Origin of the sequence: Collimonas fungivorans, assembly GCF_001584145.1 — a bacterium.
Classification (GTDB): Bacteria; Pseudomonadota; Gammaproteobacteria; order Burkholderiales; family Burkholderiaceae_D; genus Collimonas; species Collimonas fungivorans.
Genome location: NZ_CP013232.1, coordinates 4,969,107 through 4,986,452, shown reverse-complemented (window position 1 = coordinate 4,986,452; position 17,346 = coordinate 4,969,107). Strand labels below are relative to the sequence as shown.

Genomic DNA, 17,346 nt, shown 5'->3' with positions numbered 1-17,346 from the left:
TGGTGGAAAAATGATTTTATTGAAAAAAATCGCAGGCAATGCCGGCAAGCTGATGGCCGCGCTGGTCCTGCTGTCGCCGCTGCCGGCGGTGCTGGCGGCTGTCAATGCGCCTGACCAGAACCTGCAGGTGCAGCACTATTCGATGGTATTGGGACGTGACGGCGTCAAGCGCGAAACGACATTCACCGAGCGCCTGTACCGGCGCAGCGACCAGGTATGGACCGAGCGCCTGACTGTTGCTGGAACTGCGGCCGGAACCGCGGACGCCGCCGATCAGCACGACCACAGCGGGCACAACCATCCGGATGCCGGCAGCTCGCCGATGTGGGTGCGCCGCCAGGCCGACGGTTCGCTGGATGCGCGTTTGATCGAGCGGCACCAGCGCCGCACCGTCAAGGTCGACTCCCAGTATTACGGCAACATCGGCTTCAACGGCAACTGGGGCAGTACGTTTTACCTGAGCGATCCGCAGAGCTTGAAAAACATGCGTGCCGTCGGTCCGGCCAAGGACGGCGTCCAGCTATACGAAAGCAAGCGCGGGGAATTGACAGTGCGGGTCAGCTGGGACGTCAAGGGCCAGTATCCGCGGCTGGTGGAGTCGTTCGATGCGCACGGTCTGGCGCGCCGCCAGACCGCGGTCAGCGTGATCGCGGCGCCGCCGGTCTTGCCGTGGAAGACACTGGCTGGTTATGCGGAAATCGACTACTCGGATCTGCTCGATTAGAGGCGACCCGATTCTGCAGATACAAAAACGCCCGCGTGATGCGGGCGTTTTTGTTTGGCACTCAGGGCGGCGGGTTGGACAAAATCCAGCTAGGCCCTAAGCATTATTTCAAGTGATCGGAAATGAGTTTGGTCATTTCAAACATCGACACTTCTTTTTTGCCGCCAAAGACAGCTTTCAGTTTTTCATCCGCAATGATATTGCGTTTGTTTTCTGGATTCTGCAGCTTGTGCTTCTTGATGTATTCCCAAACCTTCTTGGTGACTTCAGTGCGTGGCAGCGGTGTCGCGCCGACGACAGCAGCCAGGACAGCTGACGGCGTCAATGCTTTCATGAATGCTGCGTTAGGCTTGCGCGCTACTTTCGGAGCGTCGGCTTTTTTTACTGCAGGCTTGGCTGCCGCTTTGACCGGAGCTGCTTTTGCTTTGGTCGCTGCTGGCTTCTTTGCTGCAACTGCTGGTTTTTTGGCTGTGGCCATCTTTGAGCCTCCTTCAGGGATAGTGAAAAAATGCGTCAAGCACGCATCGCTAATAGTGTTGCGCTTTTCCTGGCGATGCAAGCGTTTTTTGCGGGTTTGTGCGGGATTTGATACGGAAGCGGAACGTCCGGCATGGCGGGGGAAACGCCCGCTTGGCGGGCTTTTGCGGCCGGTTGCCGGAATCCGGGCAAGGTAACAAATGGCCGGCGCCGCCGGCCGGCGGCTTCCCACAAACGTCGCAAATTGACGAAAAGCCTTGCAAGTCAATGACTTGCAAGGCTTTTCAGGGTATCGCGAGAGTGGCGCGACGTGGCGATACGGTGTTTAGCGCATGCCCGGCATCATGCCTTTCATGCCGCGCATCATTTTCATCATGCCGCCGCCTTTGAGTTTTTTCATCATCGACTGCATTTGGTCAAATTGCGACAGCATGCGGTTGACTTCCTGCACCTGGACGCCGGCGCCGACGGCGATGCGGCGTTTGCGCGAAGCCTTGATCAGCTCCGGCTTGGCCCGTTCCTGGGCAGTCATCGAGTTGATGATGCCCTCCATCCGGCGTACCTGTTTTTCCGCCTGGTCCATATTGGCGCCGCCTGCCGCCTGCTGGAATTGGGCCGGCAATTTGTCCATCAGGTTGGACAAGCCGCCCATTTTTTTCATCTGGCCGAGCTGCGCCTTGAAGTCGTTCAGGTCGAATTTGCCGCCGCCCTTGATCTTGTGCGCCAGGTCCTTGGCGGCGGCGACGTCGACGCCTTTCTGGGCTTCTTCGACCAGGGCCAGGATGTCGCCCATGCCGAGGATGCGGTTGGCCATGCGGGTCGGATCGAAGGCTTCCAGGCCGTCCAGCTTTTCCGCGGTGCCGGCGAACTTGATCGGCTTGCCGGTGATATGCCTGACCGACAGCGCGGCGCCGCCGCGCGCATCGCCGTCCAGTTTGGTCAGCACGATGCCGGTCAGCGGCAGGGCGTCGCTGAAGGCCTTGGCGGTATTGATGGCGTCTTGGCCGAGCATGGCGTCGACCACGAACAGGGTTTCGATCGGCTTGACGGCGGCATGGATGGCGCTGATTTCCTTCATCATCGCTTCGTCGATGCCGAGCCGGCCGGCGGTGTCGATGATCAGGACATCGTGATAATGGCGCTTGGCGTAGTCGAGCGCGGCTAGCGCGATCTCGACCGGCTTGTCGGTGGTGGCGGTGGGGAAGAAGTCGGCACCGACCTGGGCAGTCACGGTCTGCAACTGGCCGATCGCGGCCGGACGGTAGACGTCGGCCGAAACGGTCAGTACTTTTTTCTTCTTTTGTTCACGCAGGTATTTGGCCAGCTTGCCGACGGTGGTGGTTTTACCCGCGCCCTGCAGGCCTGCCATCAGGATGATCGCCGGCGGCTGGGTAGCGAAATTCAGCTGCGACGCCTCAGGACCGAGGTCGGCGCCCATCAGCGAGGCCAGCTCGCGCTGCACCACGCCGACCAGGGCCTGGCCCGGGGTCAGCGAAGCAATCACTTCTTCGCCCAGCGCTTTTTGCTTGACGTTGGCGATGAATTCGCGCACCGCCGGCAAGGCGACGTCGGCTTCCAGCAAGGCCAGGCGCACTTCGCGCAGCATGTCGGCGGTATTGGTTTCGGTAAGGCGCGCTTCGCCGCGCATGGTTTTGACGACTTTGGCGAGGCGTTGGGTCAGATTGTCGAGCATGGGTAACAGCGTTTCCAGAAGAACTGCGATGGGTCAATGTGGCCCGGTTTTTGCGTCTGCAATGCACGGACGCGCATTAAATGGCCACGATAATGCATGTAAACAGCCATTTTACCTGATGCCGGCCGAGGCTGACCCGGGAATAGAGGCATGCGTCGGGGATCGCCACGGATGATGTACAAGATGCAAGAAATCGCGGTCCGGTTCGCCAGCCCGGCCAGTCACCCTGTTTGAGCACGCCGCGCAGACGCCACATGTTGTAAACTTACACGATGCAAACATATCTTTTCGTTCTGGTGGCGCTGCTATATATAGGCTGCACCTTTTTGCCGTCGAGCCGGCGCCAGACCATTTCCATTGTTGTCGCCGCCGCCTGGGTGCTGCACGGCGGCGTGCTGTGGTCCGACGTGGTCGGGCCGGAACAGCTGCGGGTCGGGTTTTCGATGATGCTGTCGGCCACCTTATGGGTGTCGGTCGCGGCCTACTGGCTGGAGAACCGCAACTATACCTTGGACGGCCTGCGGGTCCTGGTGCTGCCGATGGCGGCGCTGGCGGCGATTCTGCCGGCCATATTCCCGGGCAACATGGTGCCGCTGAACGGCAAGTCGCCGGTGTTCCTGTGGCATATCGTGATTTCCATCCTGGCCTACAGCACCCTGACTATCGCCGCATTCCACGCAGTGCTGATGGTATTGCAGGAGTCGCGCCTGCATACCCGGCCGGGCGCGGCGAAAGCCGGCTGGTTCGGGGTTGCGCTGGATCGCTTGCCGGCCTTGCTGACCATGGAAAAACTGCTGTTTCGCCTGATTGCTTTCGGATTTTTCCTGTTGACGCTGACGGTGCTGTCGGGTGTGGTGTTTTCCGAAGAGCTGTTCAACAAGGCTTTCAAATGGGATCACAAGACCATTTTCACCATGTTGTCATGGGCCTTGTTCGGGCTGCTGCTGGCGGGCCGCAGGTGGCAGGGCTGGCGCGGCCGCACTGCCCTCAGTTTCACCTTGACCGGGTTTGCCGTTTTATTATTGGCGTATGTAGGGAGCCGCTTCGTGCTTGAAGTTGTGTTGCATCGGGTATTAGTATGAAACTGATTATTTTGATTGTTGTCGTCCTGGCTGTAATCGTCTGGCTGCAGCGCCTGAAAAAGAACCTCACCCAGAGTCGTCCGGCACCAGGCGAGCCGACCTTCAACAGTGGCGCCGCGGCTTCCGCCGCCGGCGATTCGCCGCAGGCTGAAGCCATAGTCGCTTGCGCCCATTGCGGCATGCATTTCCCGGCGTCGGAGGCCTTGGCCGATGCTTCCGGCGCGGTTTTTTGCAGTGCGGAACACCGTCGCCTGCATTCGACCTGAACCCTGCCCACTTGAGCCGTTACGCACATTCCAGTCGAAGCCGGCGCTTGAGAGCGCCCGGCTTGCGGCTGCACGATCCATTGTGAGACAGGACATGCATGATTAGCACCAGCCTCACTCCCATGAACGGTAAACCGGATACATTCTGGCGTACGTTGCAGACATTCAACGTGACCCGGATCGTGGTGGCGATGGTGATGCTGGCCTACCTCAGCACCCAGAGCAAAAACGAAACCTGGTTCTCGCAGCTGTTTACCAATCCGCAGACCTGCAGCGTCTACCTGCTGTGCGCGGCCATCTTCACGCTGGTCACCGCTTATTACCACCGCCATTACATGGCGCAGATAGTGCTGCCGATCACGGTGGACATGATCGCGGTGTCCATCCTGTATATAGGCGCCGGCGGCGCCAAGGGCGGCCTGGCGATCCTGTATCTGTTCCCCCTGGCCGGCGCAGCCATCCTGGCGCCGCTGCTGGTGGCGCTGTTGTTTGTCTCGATTGCGACCATGGTGCTGCTGGCGGAAAGCGGTTATCAGATATTGCAGTCGGCGCCGGATGCCTCCTCCCTGCAGGCCGGTTTGTATGGCGGCGCTTTCTTTTTTGCCGTGCTGGTGATCAACCGGCTGGCCGACAAGCTGATCAAGCAAGAGGAACTGGCGACCCAGCGCGGCAGGGACCTGCGGGTGCAAATGGATATCAACCGCATCGCGATCAAGGACATGGGCGATGGCTTGCTGGTGGTCGATCCGCTTGGCACCCTGATCATGGCGAATCCGGCGGCGGAGCGTATGCTGGGTTTGTCCTTATCCTTGCTGGACGAGGAACAGCAGCACAAATTGAGCGACTATGCGATGCTGGCGCCAATAACGGATGCCTTGTTTGCCTGGGAATCGCGGGCCGGCGACCTGCCGCACGCGGTTTCGCCGGCAGTAGGCGAGGCTGTATTCGTCACCATCAAGCATACCGATGACCTTGGCCAGGACGCCGCCGCCATCGACTGGAGCGGCCGGCGCGAACTGGCGGCGCATCTGAAAGTGCGCTTTGCCGCGGTCAGGATGCGCGAGCTGAGCGAGTACCGTGCGGTCATCTTTTTGCAGGATGTCAGTGAAATCGAGAACCAGGCCCAGCAGCTGAAACTGGCAGCCATGGGCCGCCTGACCGCCAGCATCGCGCATGAGGTGCGCAACCCGCTGGCGTCGATTTCCTATGCTGCGACCTTGCTGGCGGAGGAGGCGACTGACGAGGCGGAGGCGCGCCTGCTGACTATCATCGAAGACAATGTAGCGCGCCTGAACCGCATGATTGAGGATATCCTGAAGCTGTCGCGCAAGGCGCAACGGCAACTCGAACCGATTTTGCTGGCGCCCTTGCTGCAGGATATCGTCAGGGATTTCAGGCAGACCCATGCGGTGGCGCCGGCCGCGATTGACTTGCAGATCGACGCGGCGGAGCGGCAGAGCGTCTGGTTTGATCCCTTGCATCTGCGCGAAGTCGTGACCAACCTGCTGTCGAACGCAGTGCGTTACGCCAGCGGCCAGCCGGGCGGGATGCGCTTGCAGGTGATGTCCAGCGTCGCCGGGCGGCTGGAGCTGCATGTGCAGGACGACGGCGAACCGATTTCACCGGCGGTGCGGGCGCACCTGTTCGAGCCGTTTTATACCACCTCCAGCAAGGGCACCGGGCTGGGCTTGTTTTTAGCGCGCGAGTTATGCTTGAATAACGGCGCGTTGCTCGATTATGAATACCGGCATGATGTCCAAGGACAGAATTCCAGCCATGTGAGTGGTCGTTTTGTTATTGCGTTTGCTGCCCATGACCCTGTGTCTCCTGCTGATTAGAACTGACTGAAAAAGACGAATGCCATGAGCTCACCCCGTATTCTGGTTGTTGACGACGAAGCGCACCTGCGCGAACTGCTGGAAATCGCCTTGGTCAAGATGGGGCTGGATGTCGACAGCGCCGACAGCCTGTCCGCTGCGCGCAGCCATCTGGCGCAAAATGAATATGCGCTGGTCCTGACCGACATGCGCCTGCCGGACGGGCTCGGAATCGAGCTGGTGCGCGAAGTCAGCGCTGGCGAAAAGGTCATACCGATTGCCGTGATCACCGCTTATGGCAGCGCCGACAATGCCGTCATGGCGCTGAAAGCAGGCGCTTTCGATTATTTATCGAAACCGGTGGCGCTGGACCAACTGCGCCTGATGGTGCAGTCGGCTCTGCGTGTCGGTAAGCCGGTGGAGAACCTGCGTCCGGCGGCGGACTCGAAGCTGCGCGCCGGCTCAAGCTCGGCGTTGCGCCTCATCGGCCAGTCTGCCGCCATGCAGGAATTACGCACGCAGATCGTGCGCCTGGCGCGCAGCATGGCGCCGGTGGCGATCACCGGCGAGTCCGGCAGCGGCAAGGAACTGGCGGCGCGCGATATCCATGCGCTCAGTCCGCGCGCCGACAAGCCGTTTGTCGCCGTCAACTGCGGCGCCATCCCGGAAGCCTTGATGGAAGCGGAGTTCTTTGGCTATCGCAAAGGCGCGTTTACCGGCGCCGCCGACGACCGCGACGGTTTTTTCCAGGCCGCCAACGGCGGCACCTTGCTGCTGGATGAGGTCGCCGACCTGCCGCTGGCGATGCAGGTCAAGCTGTTGCGTGCGATCCAGGAGCGCCGCGTGCGCAAGGTTGGGGCGACGGTGGAGGAGGCGGTAGATGTGCGCCTGGTCAGCGCCACCCACCAGAATCTGGCCGAGTGTGTCGAATCAGGTAGATTTCGCCAGGATTTGTACTATCGTTTGAATGTCATCGAATTAAAATTGCCGCCGCTGCGCGAGCGGCTGGACGACATCGGCCTGCTGGTCGCCGCGATCCTGGCGCGCTTGTCGACGTTTACACCGGAGGCGGAACAGGTGACGCTGGCGCCGGCGGCGTTGTCGGCGCTGTGCGCTTATGCGTTTCCCGGCAATGTGCGCGAACTGGAAAATATCCTGGAGCGGGCGCTGGCGTTTGCCAACGACGGCGTCATCGAAGTGGCGGATCTGGGTCTGAAGGGCGGCCAGGGACGGCCGGCGGAAATGCCTGACTTGGCCGATCACTACAGCGAGGCCGCAGCGGTTGCCGGCGTGCCCATGGCGACGAACCTGGAGTCGGCTGCGCCCGGCGCGGCGGTACAATTGAATGGCGGCGAACTGCCGTCATCGTTGCCGGACTATCTTGACGATATCGAGCGCGACGTCATCCGGCAGGCGCTGACGCGCACGCATTTCAACCGCACCAAGGCCGCCGATCTGCTGGGCATCAGTTTTCGCCAGCTGCGCTACCGGATGCAGCGATTGTCGATCCACGAGCAAGATTAGGATCAGGTAACAATGACGGAGCAGCAAAAACCGCTTCCCCCAAGTTTTGAAATCGGCGCAGACGGCTGGTGCCGTCCCGATGAAGTGGTGCGCCAGTCTTCCCCCAATTGCGACGCCAGGCCGGACGGCAACACCGCCGATCTGCTGGTGATCCATAACATCAGCCTGCCGCCGGGACAGTTTGGCGGCCCCTATATAGCCGACCTGTTCGGCAATCGCCTGGATTATGACGCCCATCCTTATTTCGAACAGCTGCGCCCGCTCAGGGTTTCTTCCCATTTCCTGATACTGCGCGACGGCGGGGTAGTCCAGTTTGTCTCTGCCAACGACAGGGCCTGGCACGCAGGTGCTTCGTGTTTCGAAGGCCGTGAGCGCTGCAATGATTTTTCCATCGGCATCGAGCTTGAAGGCAGCGATTTCGAACAATTTTCCGCGCTGCAATATCGTGCGCTGGCGGCATTGACCCACGCCTTGCAGTTGCGTTACCCTCTCGCCGCGGTGGCCGGACACGAGCATGTTGCCCCCGGCAGAAAGACCGATCCCGGTCCTTTTTTTGACTGGACCCAATACCAGCAAGCCTTAGCCGGGCATGCACCAAAAACGCCAGGCAAGCCTGCGCTGCACTTTCCTGCCATAGACAAAAAAGTCAATTGATTAGTCTGTTTTTGTATATAAAAAAGATCCTACTTTTGGATTGCATCGGCGAGTTCTAGGTACTACAATTAGTAAAAATCAAATCCAGAAAACTATATGTAGTGTTTGTAGTGTCTTTTCTCGTATTTCGTCCTTGGTTTGCCTTGCATGGTCTGTCCACCTATGTGGTGTTTTGTTTTTGTACTCATGTCAGTATAAATGCAGGTGTCGGACAGGCTGCTAAGCGGCCTCTGGGTTTGTTGCCGGTCTTCGTCAACCATTCTTTTAACGCTGGTTTTTCTCTTTTTCATCTTGATTCGGGCATCGGTCGCGAACGCCTGCCGACAGGCAGCCGATACAGCAATGACTGATGCAGTAATAGCAGTATCTGAACCATCAACGGTTCCAAGGTTCTAATTAATAACAGCAGGCGTAATTGTTTCGCCTGCTTTCACAGTCTCGGGAGGCTCAGTGCAATCTACTCAAGAAATTTCCGTTAAATCATCAGCTGACATCGCTGGTGTTCAGCCATCCACCGGCAGCGGCTCTCCCGTCAAGGTATCCAGCAGTTTCGGCGACTACCGAATCATCCGCCGCAATGGCGCCGTAGTCGGTTTTGAACCGTCCAAGATCTCGATCGCCGTCACCAAGGCATTCCTCGCCGTCAACGGCGGCCAGGGTGCGGCATCGGCACGGGTGCGCGAGCTGGTCGAACAGCTGACTTCGAACGTCGTCGCCGCCCTGGTGCGCCGCCAGCCGAATGGCGGCACTTTCCATATTGAAGATATCCAGGACCAGGTCGAACTGTCCCTGATGCGCTCCGGCGAGCACGACGTGGCGCGTGCCTACGTGCTGTACCGCGCCAAGCGCATGGAAGAGCGTTCGCAGCAGCAGACCGGCGCCAAGCCGACCGTAGCCGGCACCGAATTGTTCGTGACCGAAGACGGCCAGCGCCGTGTGCTGGACATGGAACAGGTGCGCAGCCTGATTACCGCCGCGTGCATCGGCCTGGAAAAACACGTCGACGCTGAAGCCATCCTGGCCGAGACCGTCAAGAACCTGTACGACGGCGTGCCGGTCGAAGAACTGCACAAGTCGGCGATCCTGGCGGCCCGTGCGCTGATGGAAAAAGACCCTGCCTACAGCACGGTTACTGCGCGCCTGCTGATGCACACGATCCGCAAGGAAGTGTTCGGCAAGGAAGTGGCGCAAGCCGATGCGCCGGAGGCATACCTTGAATATTTCCCGAAATTTATTAAAAAGGGTATTGAAGCCGACTTGCTGGATGCCAAGCTGGCGCAATTCGACCTGAAAGCACTGGGCGAAGCATTGAAGCCGGAACGTGACCTGCAATTCGGTTACCTTGGCCTGCAAACCCTGTATGACCGTTATTTCCTGCACGTCCGCGAGATCCGCATCGAAATGCCGCAAGCGTTCTACATGCGGGTAGCGATGGGCCTGGCGCTGAATGAAGTGAACCGCGAAGCGCGCGCCATCGAGTTCTACAACCTGCTGTCGAGCTTCGATTTCATGAGCTCGACGCCGACCCTGTTCAACTCGGGCACGCAACGCTCGCAGCTGTCGTCCTGCTACCTGACCACCGTGGCCGACGATCTCGACGGCATCTACGAAGCGATCAAGGAAAACGCCTTGCTGGCCAAATATGCAGGCGGCCTGGGCAACGACTGGACCCCGGTGCGTTCGCTGGGCGCCCATATCAAAGGCACCAACGGCAAGTCGCAAGGCGTGGTGCCGTTCCTGAAGGTGGTCAACGATACCGCCGTCGCGGTCAACCAGGGCGGCAAACGCAAAGGCGCAGTCTGCGCCTACCTGGAAACCTGGCACATGGACATCGAGGAATTCCTCGACCTGCGCAAAAATACCGGCGACGACCGCCGCCGCACCCACGACATGAACACCGCCAACTGGATTCCGGACCTGTTCATGAAGCGTGTCATGGAAAAGGGCGAGTGGACCCTGTTCTCGCCAAGCGATGCGCCGGACCTGCACGACAAGGTCGGCAAGGCCTTCGAGGAAGCGTATACCGGCTACGAAGCCCGGGCCGCCCGCGGCGACCTGCGCCTGTTCAAGAAGATCCAGGCGCTGGACCTGTGGCGCAAGATGCTGTCGATGCTGTTTGAAACCGGCCATCCATGGATCACCTTCAAGGACCCATGCAACATCCGTTCGCCGCAGCAGCACGTCGGCATGGTGCACAGCTCCAACCTGTGCACCGAGATCACCCTCAACACCAACGAATCCGAGATCGCCGTGTGCAACCTGGGCTCGGTCAACCTGCCTGCGCACATGAAAGACGGCCAGCTGGACCACGCCAAGTTGCAGAAAACCATCAATACTGCGATGCGCATGCTGGATAATGTGATCGATATTAACTATTATGCAGTGAAGAAGGCGCGCGATTCCAACCTGCGGCACCGTCCGGTTGGCCTCGGCATCATGGGTTTCCAGGATTGCCTGCACATGATGCGCGTACCTTATGCTTCGCAAGCCGCGGTTGAATTTGCCGACAAGTCGATGGAAGCGGTCTGCTACCACGCCTATTGGGCGTCGACCGAGCTGGCGGAAGAGCGCGGCCGCTACAGCAGCTATCGCGGTTCCCTGTGGGACCGCGGCATCCTGCCGCAGGATTCCCTGAAGCTGCTGGCGGAAGAGCGTGGCGGTTATCTCGAAGCGGACATGTCCGCTTCGCTGGACTGGACTGAGCTGCGCGGCCGCATCAAGGAATTCGGCATGCGCAATTCGAACTGCGTGGCGATTGCGCCGACTGCGACCATCTCGAACATCATTGGCGTATCGGCTTGCATCGAGCCGACCTACCAGAACCTGTACGTGAAATCGAACCTGTCAGGCGAATTCACTGAAATCAATGAATACCTGGTGCGCGACTTGAAAGCACGCGGCTTGTGGGATGAAGTGATGATCTCCGACCTCAAGTATTTCGACGGCAGCCTGGCCAAGATCGACCGCATTCCGCAAGACCTGCGCGACATCTACGCCACCGCGTTCGAAGTCGAGCCGTCCTGGCTGGTGGAAGCAGCGTCGCGTCGCCAGAAATGGATAGACCAGGCGCAATCGCTGAATATCTACATGGCGGGCGCATCCGGCAAGAAGCTGGATGAAACCTACAAGCTGGCGTGGTTGCGCGGCCTGAAGACCACTTATTACCTGCGCACCATTGGCGCGACGCATACCGAGAAGTCGACATCGAAGACCGGCGCCCTGAACGCCGTGTCGGTAGACGGCGGCGCCAGCGGCGGTGCGGCGGCAACTTACGGCACTGCTGCTGTTGCAGCCGCGCCACAGGAACTGGATGGTCCGGCGTGCACCATGCGTCCCGGCGATCCAGGATTCGAAGAGTGCGAAGCCTGCCAGTAACATCAGTCAGATAAAACGAAACAATTGCAAAAGTAGGGTGGGCAAGAAGTTTTGCCTACGCGTTCCCGAAACAAGCTTGGTGACCGAGTTGACGTCACGCGTGGGCACGGGTGCCCACCCTACGAAAGATAAAGGAATAAAGAATGCTCTCCTGGGATGAAGAAAAAAGTTCGGCCCCTCGTACTCCGCCTGTGCCGGCGCAACCGGCATTTGCTCCTTCGGCGCGTCCGCAGATGTCCGATACCGCTCTCAACCCGGCATTGGTGGGGCAGGCAGCTGCCGCACCTGCAGTCGATGTCACGCACCGCGTCAATGCCGCGGACAAGCGCATCATCAACGGCCATACCGACGTCAACCAGCTGGTGCCGTTCAAGTACAAATGGGCCTGGGACAAGTACCTGGCCGGCTGCGCCAACCATTGGATGCCGCAGGAAATCAACATGCAGCGCGATATCGAGCTGTGGAAGAACCCGAACGGCCTGACCGAAGACGAACGCCGCCTGGTCAAGCGCAACCTGGGGTTCTTCGTCACCGCCGACTCGCTCGCCGCCAACAATATCGTGCTCGGCACCTACCGCCACATCACCGCGCCGGAGTGCCGCCAGTACCTGCTGCGCCAGGCTTTCGAGGAAGCGATCCATACCCACGCCTATCAATACATCGTGGAATCGCTCGGCCTGGACGAAGCGGAAATCTTCAACGCCTATCACGAAGTCAAATCGATCCGCGACAAAGACGAATTCCTGATCCCCTTCATCAATACGCTGACCGATCCCGAATTCAAGACCGGCACTACTGAAAACGACCAGAAATTGCTGCGCTCGCTGATCGTTTTCGCCTGCATCATGGAAGGCCTTTTCTTCTACGTCGGCTTCACGCAGATCCTTGCCCTGGGCCGCCAGAACAAGATGATGGGCGCGGCAGAACAGTATCAATACATCCTGCGCGACGAGTCGATGCACTGCAATTTCGGGATCGATCTGATCAACACAATCAAGATGGAAAACCCGCATTTGTGGACGCCGGAATTCCGCGACGAGATCAAAGCGTTGTTTTTAAGCGCAGTAGAGTTGGAATATCGCTACGCAGAGGATACAATGCCGCGTGGAGTGCTCGGTTTGAATGCGCCAATGTTCAAAGGTTATTTGCGGTTCATCGCAAATCGCCGCGCGCAACAGATCGGACTGGACCCGATGTTCCCTCAGGAAGAAAATCCCTTCCCCTGGATGAGCGAGATGATCGATCTGAAAAAAGAACGCAACTTTTTTGAGACTCGTGTAATCGAATATCAAACAGGCGGTGCCCTGAACTGGGAATAAAGGCTTCAGATCTCGGACAAGAATAATGAAGTGGATGGACGAGGTAAATGGAAACCTGCAGCGCTTAGTACTATAAAAAAGTCTGCAAACTAAAAGGTGATTTCCAAATTTAATGAACAGCCAAAGACAGAAACGTACTTATCTGTTGTCGCCGCTTACCCCGATTCGGTCGGGTTTGGCGGCGTTTTCTTTGGAAAAACCAACCGTTTTGTAACAGAATTCCGACGCCGGCATAGCCGCTGGCGTTTTTTTGGCTAAGGATCGCAGCCGACAGGTGATGCGAATTCCTTTTCCCGGCCCGGAAGCCGGGAAAAGGCCCTTAACCAATAATGGCTGAAGTGCTGCATCAATGAGGGGATGGAGCAGTTCAGCTGGTGCCGAATTCATTAGCGCAAGCAGAGTTGATTGCGCCGATGAATAATCCGCCGTTCCCATCGCGATGGGTTCGTCGGGTTTCCAACTTGGAGCTTGATTTTTTCCATCACGTGAAGGAGAAACAAAATGGCAACAGCAACAAAGAAACCCGCAGCGAAGAAACCCGCTGCGAAGAAAGCAGCCCCGGCCAAGAAGCCAGCAGCTAAAGCAAAACCAGCAGCTAAGAAACCAGTTGCTAAGAAAGCTGTAGCAGCGAAAAAGCCGGCAGCTAAGGCAGCAGCAAAACCAGCAGCCAAGAAACCGGTTGCCAAGAAAGCTGTCGCGGCCAAAAAGCCAGTAGCTAAGAAAGCAGCAGCAAAACCAGCAGCCAAGAAACCGGTTGCCAAGAAAGCTGTCGCGGCCAAAAAGCCAGTAGCTAAGAAAGCAGCAGCAAAACCAGCAGCCAAGAAACCGGTTGCCAAGAAAGCTGTCGCGGCCAAAAAGCCAGTAGCTAAGAAAGCAGCAGCAAAACCAGCAGCCAAGAAACCGGTTGCTAAGAAAGCTGTCGCGGCCAAAAAGCCAGTAGCTAAAAAAGCGGTAGCAGCCAAGAAGCCGGTTGCCAAGGCAGCAGCGAAACCAGCGGCCAAAAAGCCGGCAGTCAAGAAAGTCGCGGCTAAGCCAGCAGCAAAAAAGCCAGTAGCTAAAGCTGCAGCGAAACCTGCTGCAGCCAAGCCAGCTGTTAAAAAGGCCGCAGCGAAACCTGCAGCCAAGAAGCCAGCAGCAAAGCCAGCGGCACCAGCAGCAACTACCGTGCTGAACCCGGCAGCAGCTTGGCCTTTCCCAACTGGCACACGCCCGTAATTAGCGTTTGTCGGCTTACCTGATTAAGTTCAGGTATATCGCCCGCTGAATGGCCTAGCGCCCTTCAGCGGGTTTTTATTTGCGGCTACGGGTATCGGGCGCAGCAGACAAGTGCGATGAGCGTGGCGCCCGGCCATGCAGGCCTGTCAGCGAACCTGAAATAACTGCTACGATAGCCAGCTGGTAAGTCCGTTCTTTTCTTGAAACGTGGCGTTCGCCCACAGGCTCTACATCTTCCACCCGAATTCGGGTAAGTTATCAGTAAATGGGCTGGGTCGTCGCGGATTGACGGCTCGCCTGTATCGTTGCCTCATCTGGAAAGGGAAACACGTCGTGCTGCAGAACATTTTCACCTTGATTATCGAAACTATCGCCAGCGTCCTGGGCGGCGTCTTGTTGCTTCGGTTCTGGATCCAGGCGGTGCGGGTACGGCCTCCGCAACAGCTGGCGCAATTCATTTTTACCTTGTCCGACTGGGCTGTACGCCCGCTGCGCCGCTTGCTGCCGGGGGTTGGCGGCTATGACTGGGCCAGCCTGATAGGCGCGGCCCTGGTTGCCGTCATCTGCATCCTGCTGGAGCTGGGCGTCAGGTCGGCGCTGAATGCTTCGCTGATCTTCAGCCTGTCGGCGCTGCTGTTTTTTCAGTGGGTATTCTACGGGCTGATTGCGCTGCTGATCATCGAGGCGATCTTTAGCTGGGTGAATCCGAATGCGCCCCTGGCGCCCTTTGTACGGGCACTCAATGAGCCGCTGCTGCGGCCTTTGCGCAGGATCATCCCGCTGATCGGCAATATCGATCTGTCGCCGCTGGCAGCGCTGATACTGTTGCGGGTGGTGCACCAGCTGGTGATTTACCTGATCACGTCGATGGCATGAACCAAAAGGCGGGCGCTGCATGGTGCTCCGATATTGCCGGCGGCGTCAGGCTGGCGCTGCAGGTGACGCCTAACGCCAAGAAAAGCCAGATCGTCGGCCCCCTGGAGAATGTACTCAAGCTGCGCTTGCAGGCGCAGCCTATAGAGGGCAAGGCGAATGAAGCGCTGGTGCGCTACCTGGCGGAACTGCTGGATGTGCCGCGCAGCCAGGTTGTCATCACCCACGGCCTTGCCAACAGGCGCAAAATCGTCGAAGCGCTTGGTCCGTCACTGAAGGCGGAAGCCGTCATGCGCAGTTTGCTGGCATTGGCGCAGTAAACTGCGGCCAAGAAAAGAAAAACGGCTTCCGATGATGAATCGGAAGCCGCGAGCCGGTACTCCGGGAAGACGCCGGTTTAAGCGTCCATCTGGCTTTGCAGGTAGTTTTGCAGGCCGACTTTGTCGATCAGATCGAGCTGGGTTTCCAGCCAGTCGATATGTTCTTCGGTATCTTCAAGGATTTCCTTGAACAGTTCACGCGACACATAATCGCCGGCCTTTTCGCAGGCAGCGATGCCGTCCTTGACGGTTTTTTGCGCGCCTTGCTCCAGTTTCAGGTCGCATTGCAGCATCTCCGGCGTCGATTCGCCGATCATCAGCTTGTGCAGCGCTTGCAGGTTTGGCAAGCCGTTCAGCATCAGGATACGGTCAATCAGCTTGTCGGCATGCTTCATTTCGCCGATCGATTCTTCGTATTCTTTCTTGCCGAGCTTTTCCAGGCCCCAGTGCTTGTACATGCGCGCATGCAGGAAATACTGGTTGATCGCTGTCAGTTCGTTGGTCAGCTGCGCATTGAGCAGCGTGATGATTTGTTTTTCGCCTTGCATGGGAACCTCGCTATGATGGGGATGCGGAGTGCACAGCGATAAAGTCGGGGATTTCTGGACTGTATGCCGGCTTCTCACTTGATCGGCGCGTCGCTTAAGCGACTTTCAACCGAAATCGCAGCCATGATAGCGCAAGCGATAAGCTTTTTCATCATCAGGTAGCGCGAATCATTTTCATTGTGATTTGTGCATCGCCACGATAGCCGCCCCGGACGAAAAAAAAGCCTGTGCATGGCGGCACAGGCTCTTGTAGAGGCGGCCGCCGGCCGCCGTGAATGCTTATGCGGCGCCGTTCCTACTTGGCGTCCGGATCGGTGACAAAGCCGATTTTTCCAAGGCCGCCCGACTGGGCTGCCGCCATCACCTGGGCCACTTTTTCATATTGCACCGTGCGCGCCGCGCGCAAATGCAATTCCGGCTGCGGCTGCTTTTGCGCCGCAACGGCGATACGCGCATTCAGTTCGTTGCGGTCGACCACTTCCTCATTCCAGAACAGCTTGCCGTCGGCATCGATAGACAGGTTGATGTTTTCCGGCTTGGTTTGGTCCGGCTGGTTGGTGGCGCGCGGCAAATCGATTTTTACCGCGTGGTTCATCACCGGGATGGTCATGATAAAGATGATCAGCAGCACCAGCATCACATCCACCAGCGGCGTGGTGTTGATCTCCGGATTAAAATCGTCGTCCGAATCGGACAGGGAACCCATGCCCATCATGCACCTTTCACGGCGACCAGCTTGGCGCCATTGTTCGAGCCGTTGGCGTGGTCCGTTTCGTTGCTGCTGGAGCGGGAGCCGGTGACAAACAGGGCGTGCAGGTCAAAGCCGAATTTATTCAGTTTGGCGATGATGGTCTTGTTGCCGCGCACCAGGGCGTTATAACCGAAGGTGGCCGGGATCGCCACGGCCAGGCCGAGGGCGGTCATGATCAGCGCTTCGCCGACCGGACCGGCGACCTTGTCGATGCTGGCCTGGCCGGAAGTGCCGATCGACACCAGCGCGTGATAAATGCCCAGACCGTGCCGAACAGGCCGACGAAAGGCGCGGTGGAGCCGACTGAAGCCAGTACCGCCATGCCGCTCTGCAGCTTGCCCGACACCTCGTCGATGGCCTGGCGCAGGGACAGGGTGACCCAGTCGCTGACCGACAGCTGATCGTGCAAATGGCCCTTGTGTGCGGCGTGGTGGCGCATCGAGGAAACGCCGGCCTGGGCTACTTCGGCAAACGGATTCTCGGTGCCCAGCGTGGCGATGCCTTCCGGCAGGCTGGTGGTGTCCCAGAACTGGTGGCCGGCGGCGTGCGCGGCGCGCTGGAAGCGCAGGATCTGCAAGGCCTTGGTCAGGATCACATACCAGGATGCAATCGACATCGCCACCAGCAGCACGGCGACGCTTTTAATGACGAAATCGCCCTGGCTCCAGAGCGCTTCCAATCCGTACGGACTTACTTCCATGATGAACT

15 protein-coding genes and 1 pseudogene are annotated in these 17,346 nt (G+C 58.6%); 11 read left to right on the top strand and 5 right to left on the bottom strand.

The genetic code is table 11. The features are described from left to right. The first annotated feature begins 19 nt into the window (after nt 1-19). The gene (locus tag CFter6_RS21805) at nt 20-724 is read left to right on the top strand and encodes a hypothetical protein (RefSeq protein WP_150118838.1); all 705 of its coding nucleotides are present in this window, start codon (nt 20-22) and stop codon (nt 722-724) included. 103 nt (nt 725-827) lie between these two features. Here CFter6_RS21805 and CFter6_RS21800 read toward each other — a convergent pair whose 3' ends face one another. Then, complete coding sequence (locus CFter6_RS21800) at nt 828-1,202, bottom strand: SWIB/MDM2 domain-containing protein (RefSeq protein ID WP_041743727.1); 375 nt, start codon at nt 1,200-1,202, stop codon at nt 828-830. 324 nt (nt 1,203-1,526) lie between these two features. Next, nucleotides 1,527-2,894: a signal recognition particle protein gene (gene ffh / locus CFter6_RS21795; protein ID WP_041742543.1), complete on the bottom strand. Its 1,368-nt coding sequence runs from the start codon at nt 2,892-2,894 to the stop codon at nt 1,527-1,529. Nucleotides 2,895-3,166: 272 nt separating this feature from the next. Here ffh and CFter6_RS21790 point away from each other — a divergent pair, with 272 nt between their 5' ends. The 10 genes from CFter6_RS21790 to CFter6_RS21745 all read left to right on the top strand — a co-directional run bounded on the left by CFter6_RS21790 (nt 3,167) and on the right by CFter6_RS21745 (nt 15,339). Beyond that, complete coding sequence (locus CFter6_RS21790; RefSeq protein ID WP_061541696.1) at nt 3,167-3,976, top strand: cytochrome C assembly family protein; 810 nt, start codon at nt 3,167-3,169, stop codon at nt 3,974-3,976. Continuing rightward, nucleotides 3,973-4,242, top strand: a complete 270-nt coding sequence (locus CFter6_RS21785; protein ID WP_061541695.1) for a PP0621 family protein — start codon at nt 3,973-3,975, stop codon at nt 4,240-4,242. The genes CFter6_RS21790 and CFter6_RS21785 overlap by 4 nt, the downstream gene beginning before the upstream one ends. Before the next feature lie 98 nt (nt 4,243-4,340). Then, complete coding sequence (locus tag CFter6_RS21780) at nt 4,341-6,080, top strand: sensor histidine kinase (RefSeq protein ID WP_061541694.1); 1,740 nt, start codon at nt 4,341-4,343, stop codon at nt 6,078-6,080. Nucleotides 6,081-6,104: 24 nt separating this feature from the next. Beyond that, the gene (locus CFter6_RS21775; RefSeq protein WP_061541693.1) at nt 6,105-7,583 is read left to right on the top strand and encodes a sigma-54-dependent transcriptional regulator; all 1,479 of its coding nucleotides are present in this window, start codon (nt 6,105-6,107) and stop codon (nt 7,581-7,583) included. A 12-nt stretch (nt 7,584-7,595) separates the two neighbouring features. Then, nucleotides 7,596-8,237, top strand: a complete 642-nt coding sequence (ampD, locus tag CFter6_RS21770; RefSeq protein ID WP_061541692.1) for a 1,6-anhydro-N-acetylmuramyl-L-alanine amidase AmpD — start codon at nt 7,596-7,598, stop codon at nt 8,235-8,237. A 450-nt stretch (nt 8,238-8,687) separates the two neighbouring features. Then, nucleotides 8,688-11,612, top strand: a complete 2,925-nt coding sequence (locus CFter6_RS21765; protein ID WP_014007854.1) for a ribonucleoside-diphosphate reductase subunit alpha — start codon at nt 8,688-8,690, stop codon at nt 11,610-11,612. A gap of 143 nt (nt 11,613-11,755) precedes the next feature. Then, the gene (locus CFter6_RS21760; RefSeq protein WP_061541691.1) at nt 11,756-12,931 is read left to right on the top strand and encodes a ribonucleotide-diphosphate reductase subunit beta; all 1,176 of its coding nucleotides are present in this window, start codon (nt 11,756-11,758) and stop codon (nt 12,929-12,931) included. Nucleotides 12,932-13,432: 501 nt separating this feature from the next. Continuing rightward, nucleotides 13,433-14,146, top strand: coding sequence for a histone H1-like DNA-binding protein (locus CFter6_RS25275; RefSeq protein WP_082814937.1), 714 nt, complete (start codon nt 13,433-13,435; stop codon nt 14,144-14,146). Between the two features lie 333 nt (nt 14,147-14,479). Continuing rightward, nucleotides 14,480-15,022 carry a YggT family protein gene (locus CFter6_RS21750; RefSeq protein ID WP_061541690.1) on the top strand — a complete coding sequence of 181 codons (543 nt, stop codon included), beginning with the start codon at nt 14,480-14,482 and terminating at the stop codon, nt 15,020-15,022. Continuing rightward, nucleotides 15,019-15,339, top strand: coding sequence for a DUF167 domain-containing protein (locus CFter6_RS21745; RefSeq protein ID WP_061541689.1), 321 nt, complete (start codon nt 15,019-15,021; stop codon nt 15,337-15,339). Before CFter6_RS21750 ends, CFter6_RS21745 begins: the two co-directional genes overlap by 4 nt. 77 nt (nt 15,340-15,416) lie before the next feature. On the opposite strand, the gene bfr is transcribed toward CFter6_RS21745, so the two are convergent. From bfr to CFter6_RS21730, 3 genes and pseudogenes are all read right to left on the bottom strand, one after another. Beyond that, on the bottom strand, nt 15,417-15,887 hold the full coding sequence (gene bfr, locus CFter6_RS21740; protein WP_014007847.1) for a bacterioferritin: 471 nt from the start codon (nt 15,885-15,887) through the stop codon (nt 15,417-15,419). A gap of 295 nt (nt 15,888-16,182) precedes the next feature. Beyond that, the gene (locus tag CFter6_RS21735) at nt 16,183-16,599 is read right to left on the bottom strand and encodes an ExbD/TolR family protein (protein WP_061541688.1); all 417 of its coding nucleotides are present in this window, start codon (nt 16,597-16,599) and stop codon (nt 16,183-16,185) included. Continuing rightward, nucleotides 16,599-17,338, bottom strand: a pseudogene (locus CFter6_RS21730) (MotA/TolQ/ExbB proton channel family protein). Before CFter6_RS21730 ends, CFter6_RS21735 begins: the two are co-directional and overlap by 1 nt. Between the last annotated feature and the right edge of the window lie 8 nt (nt 17,339-17,346).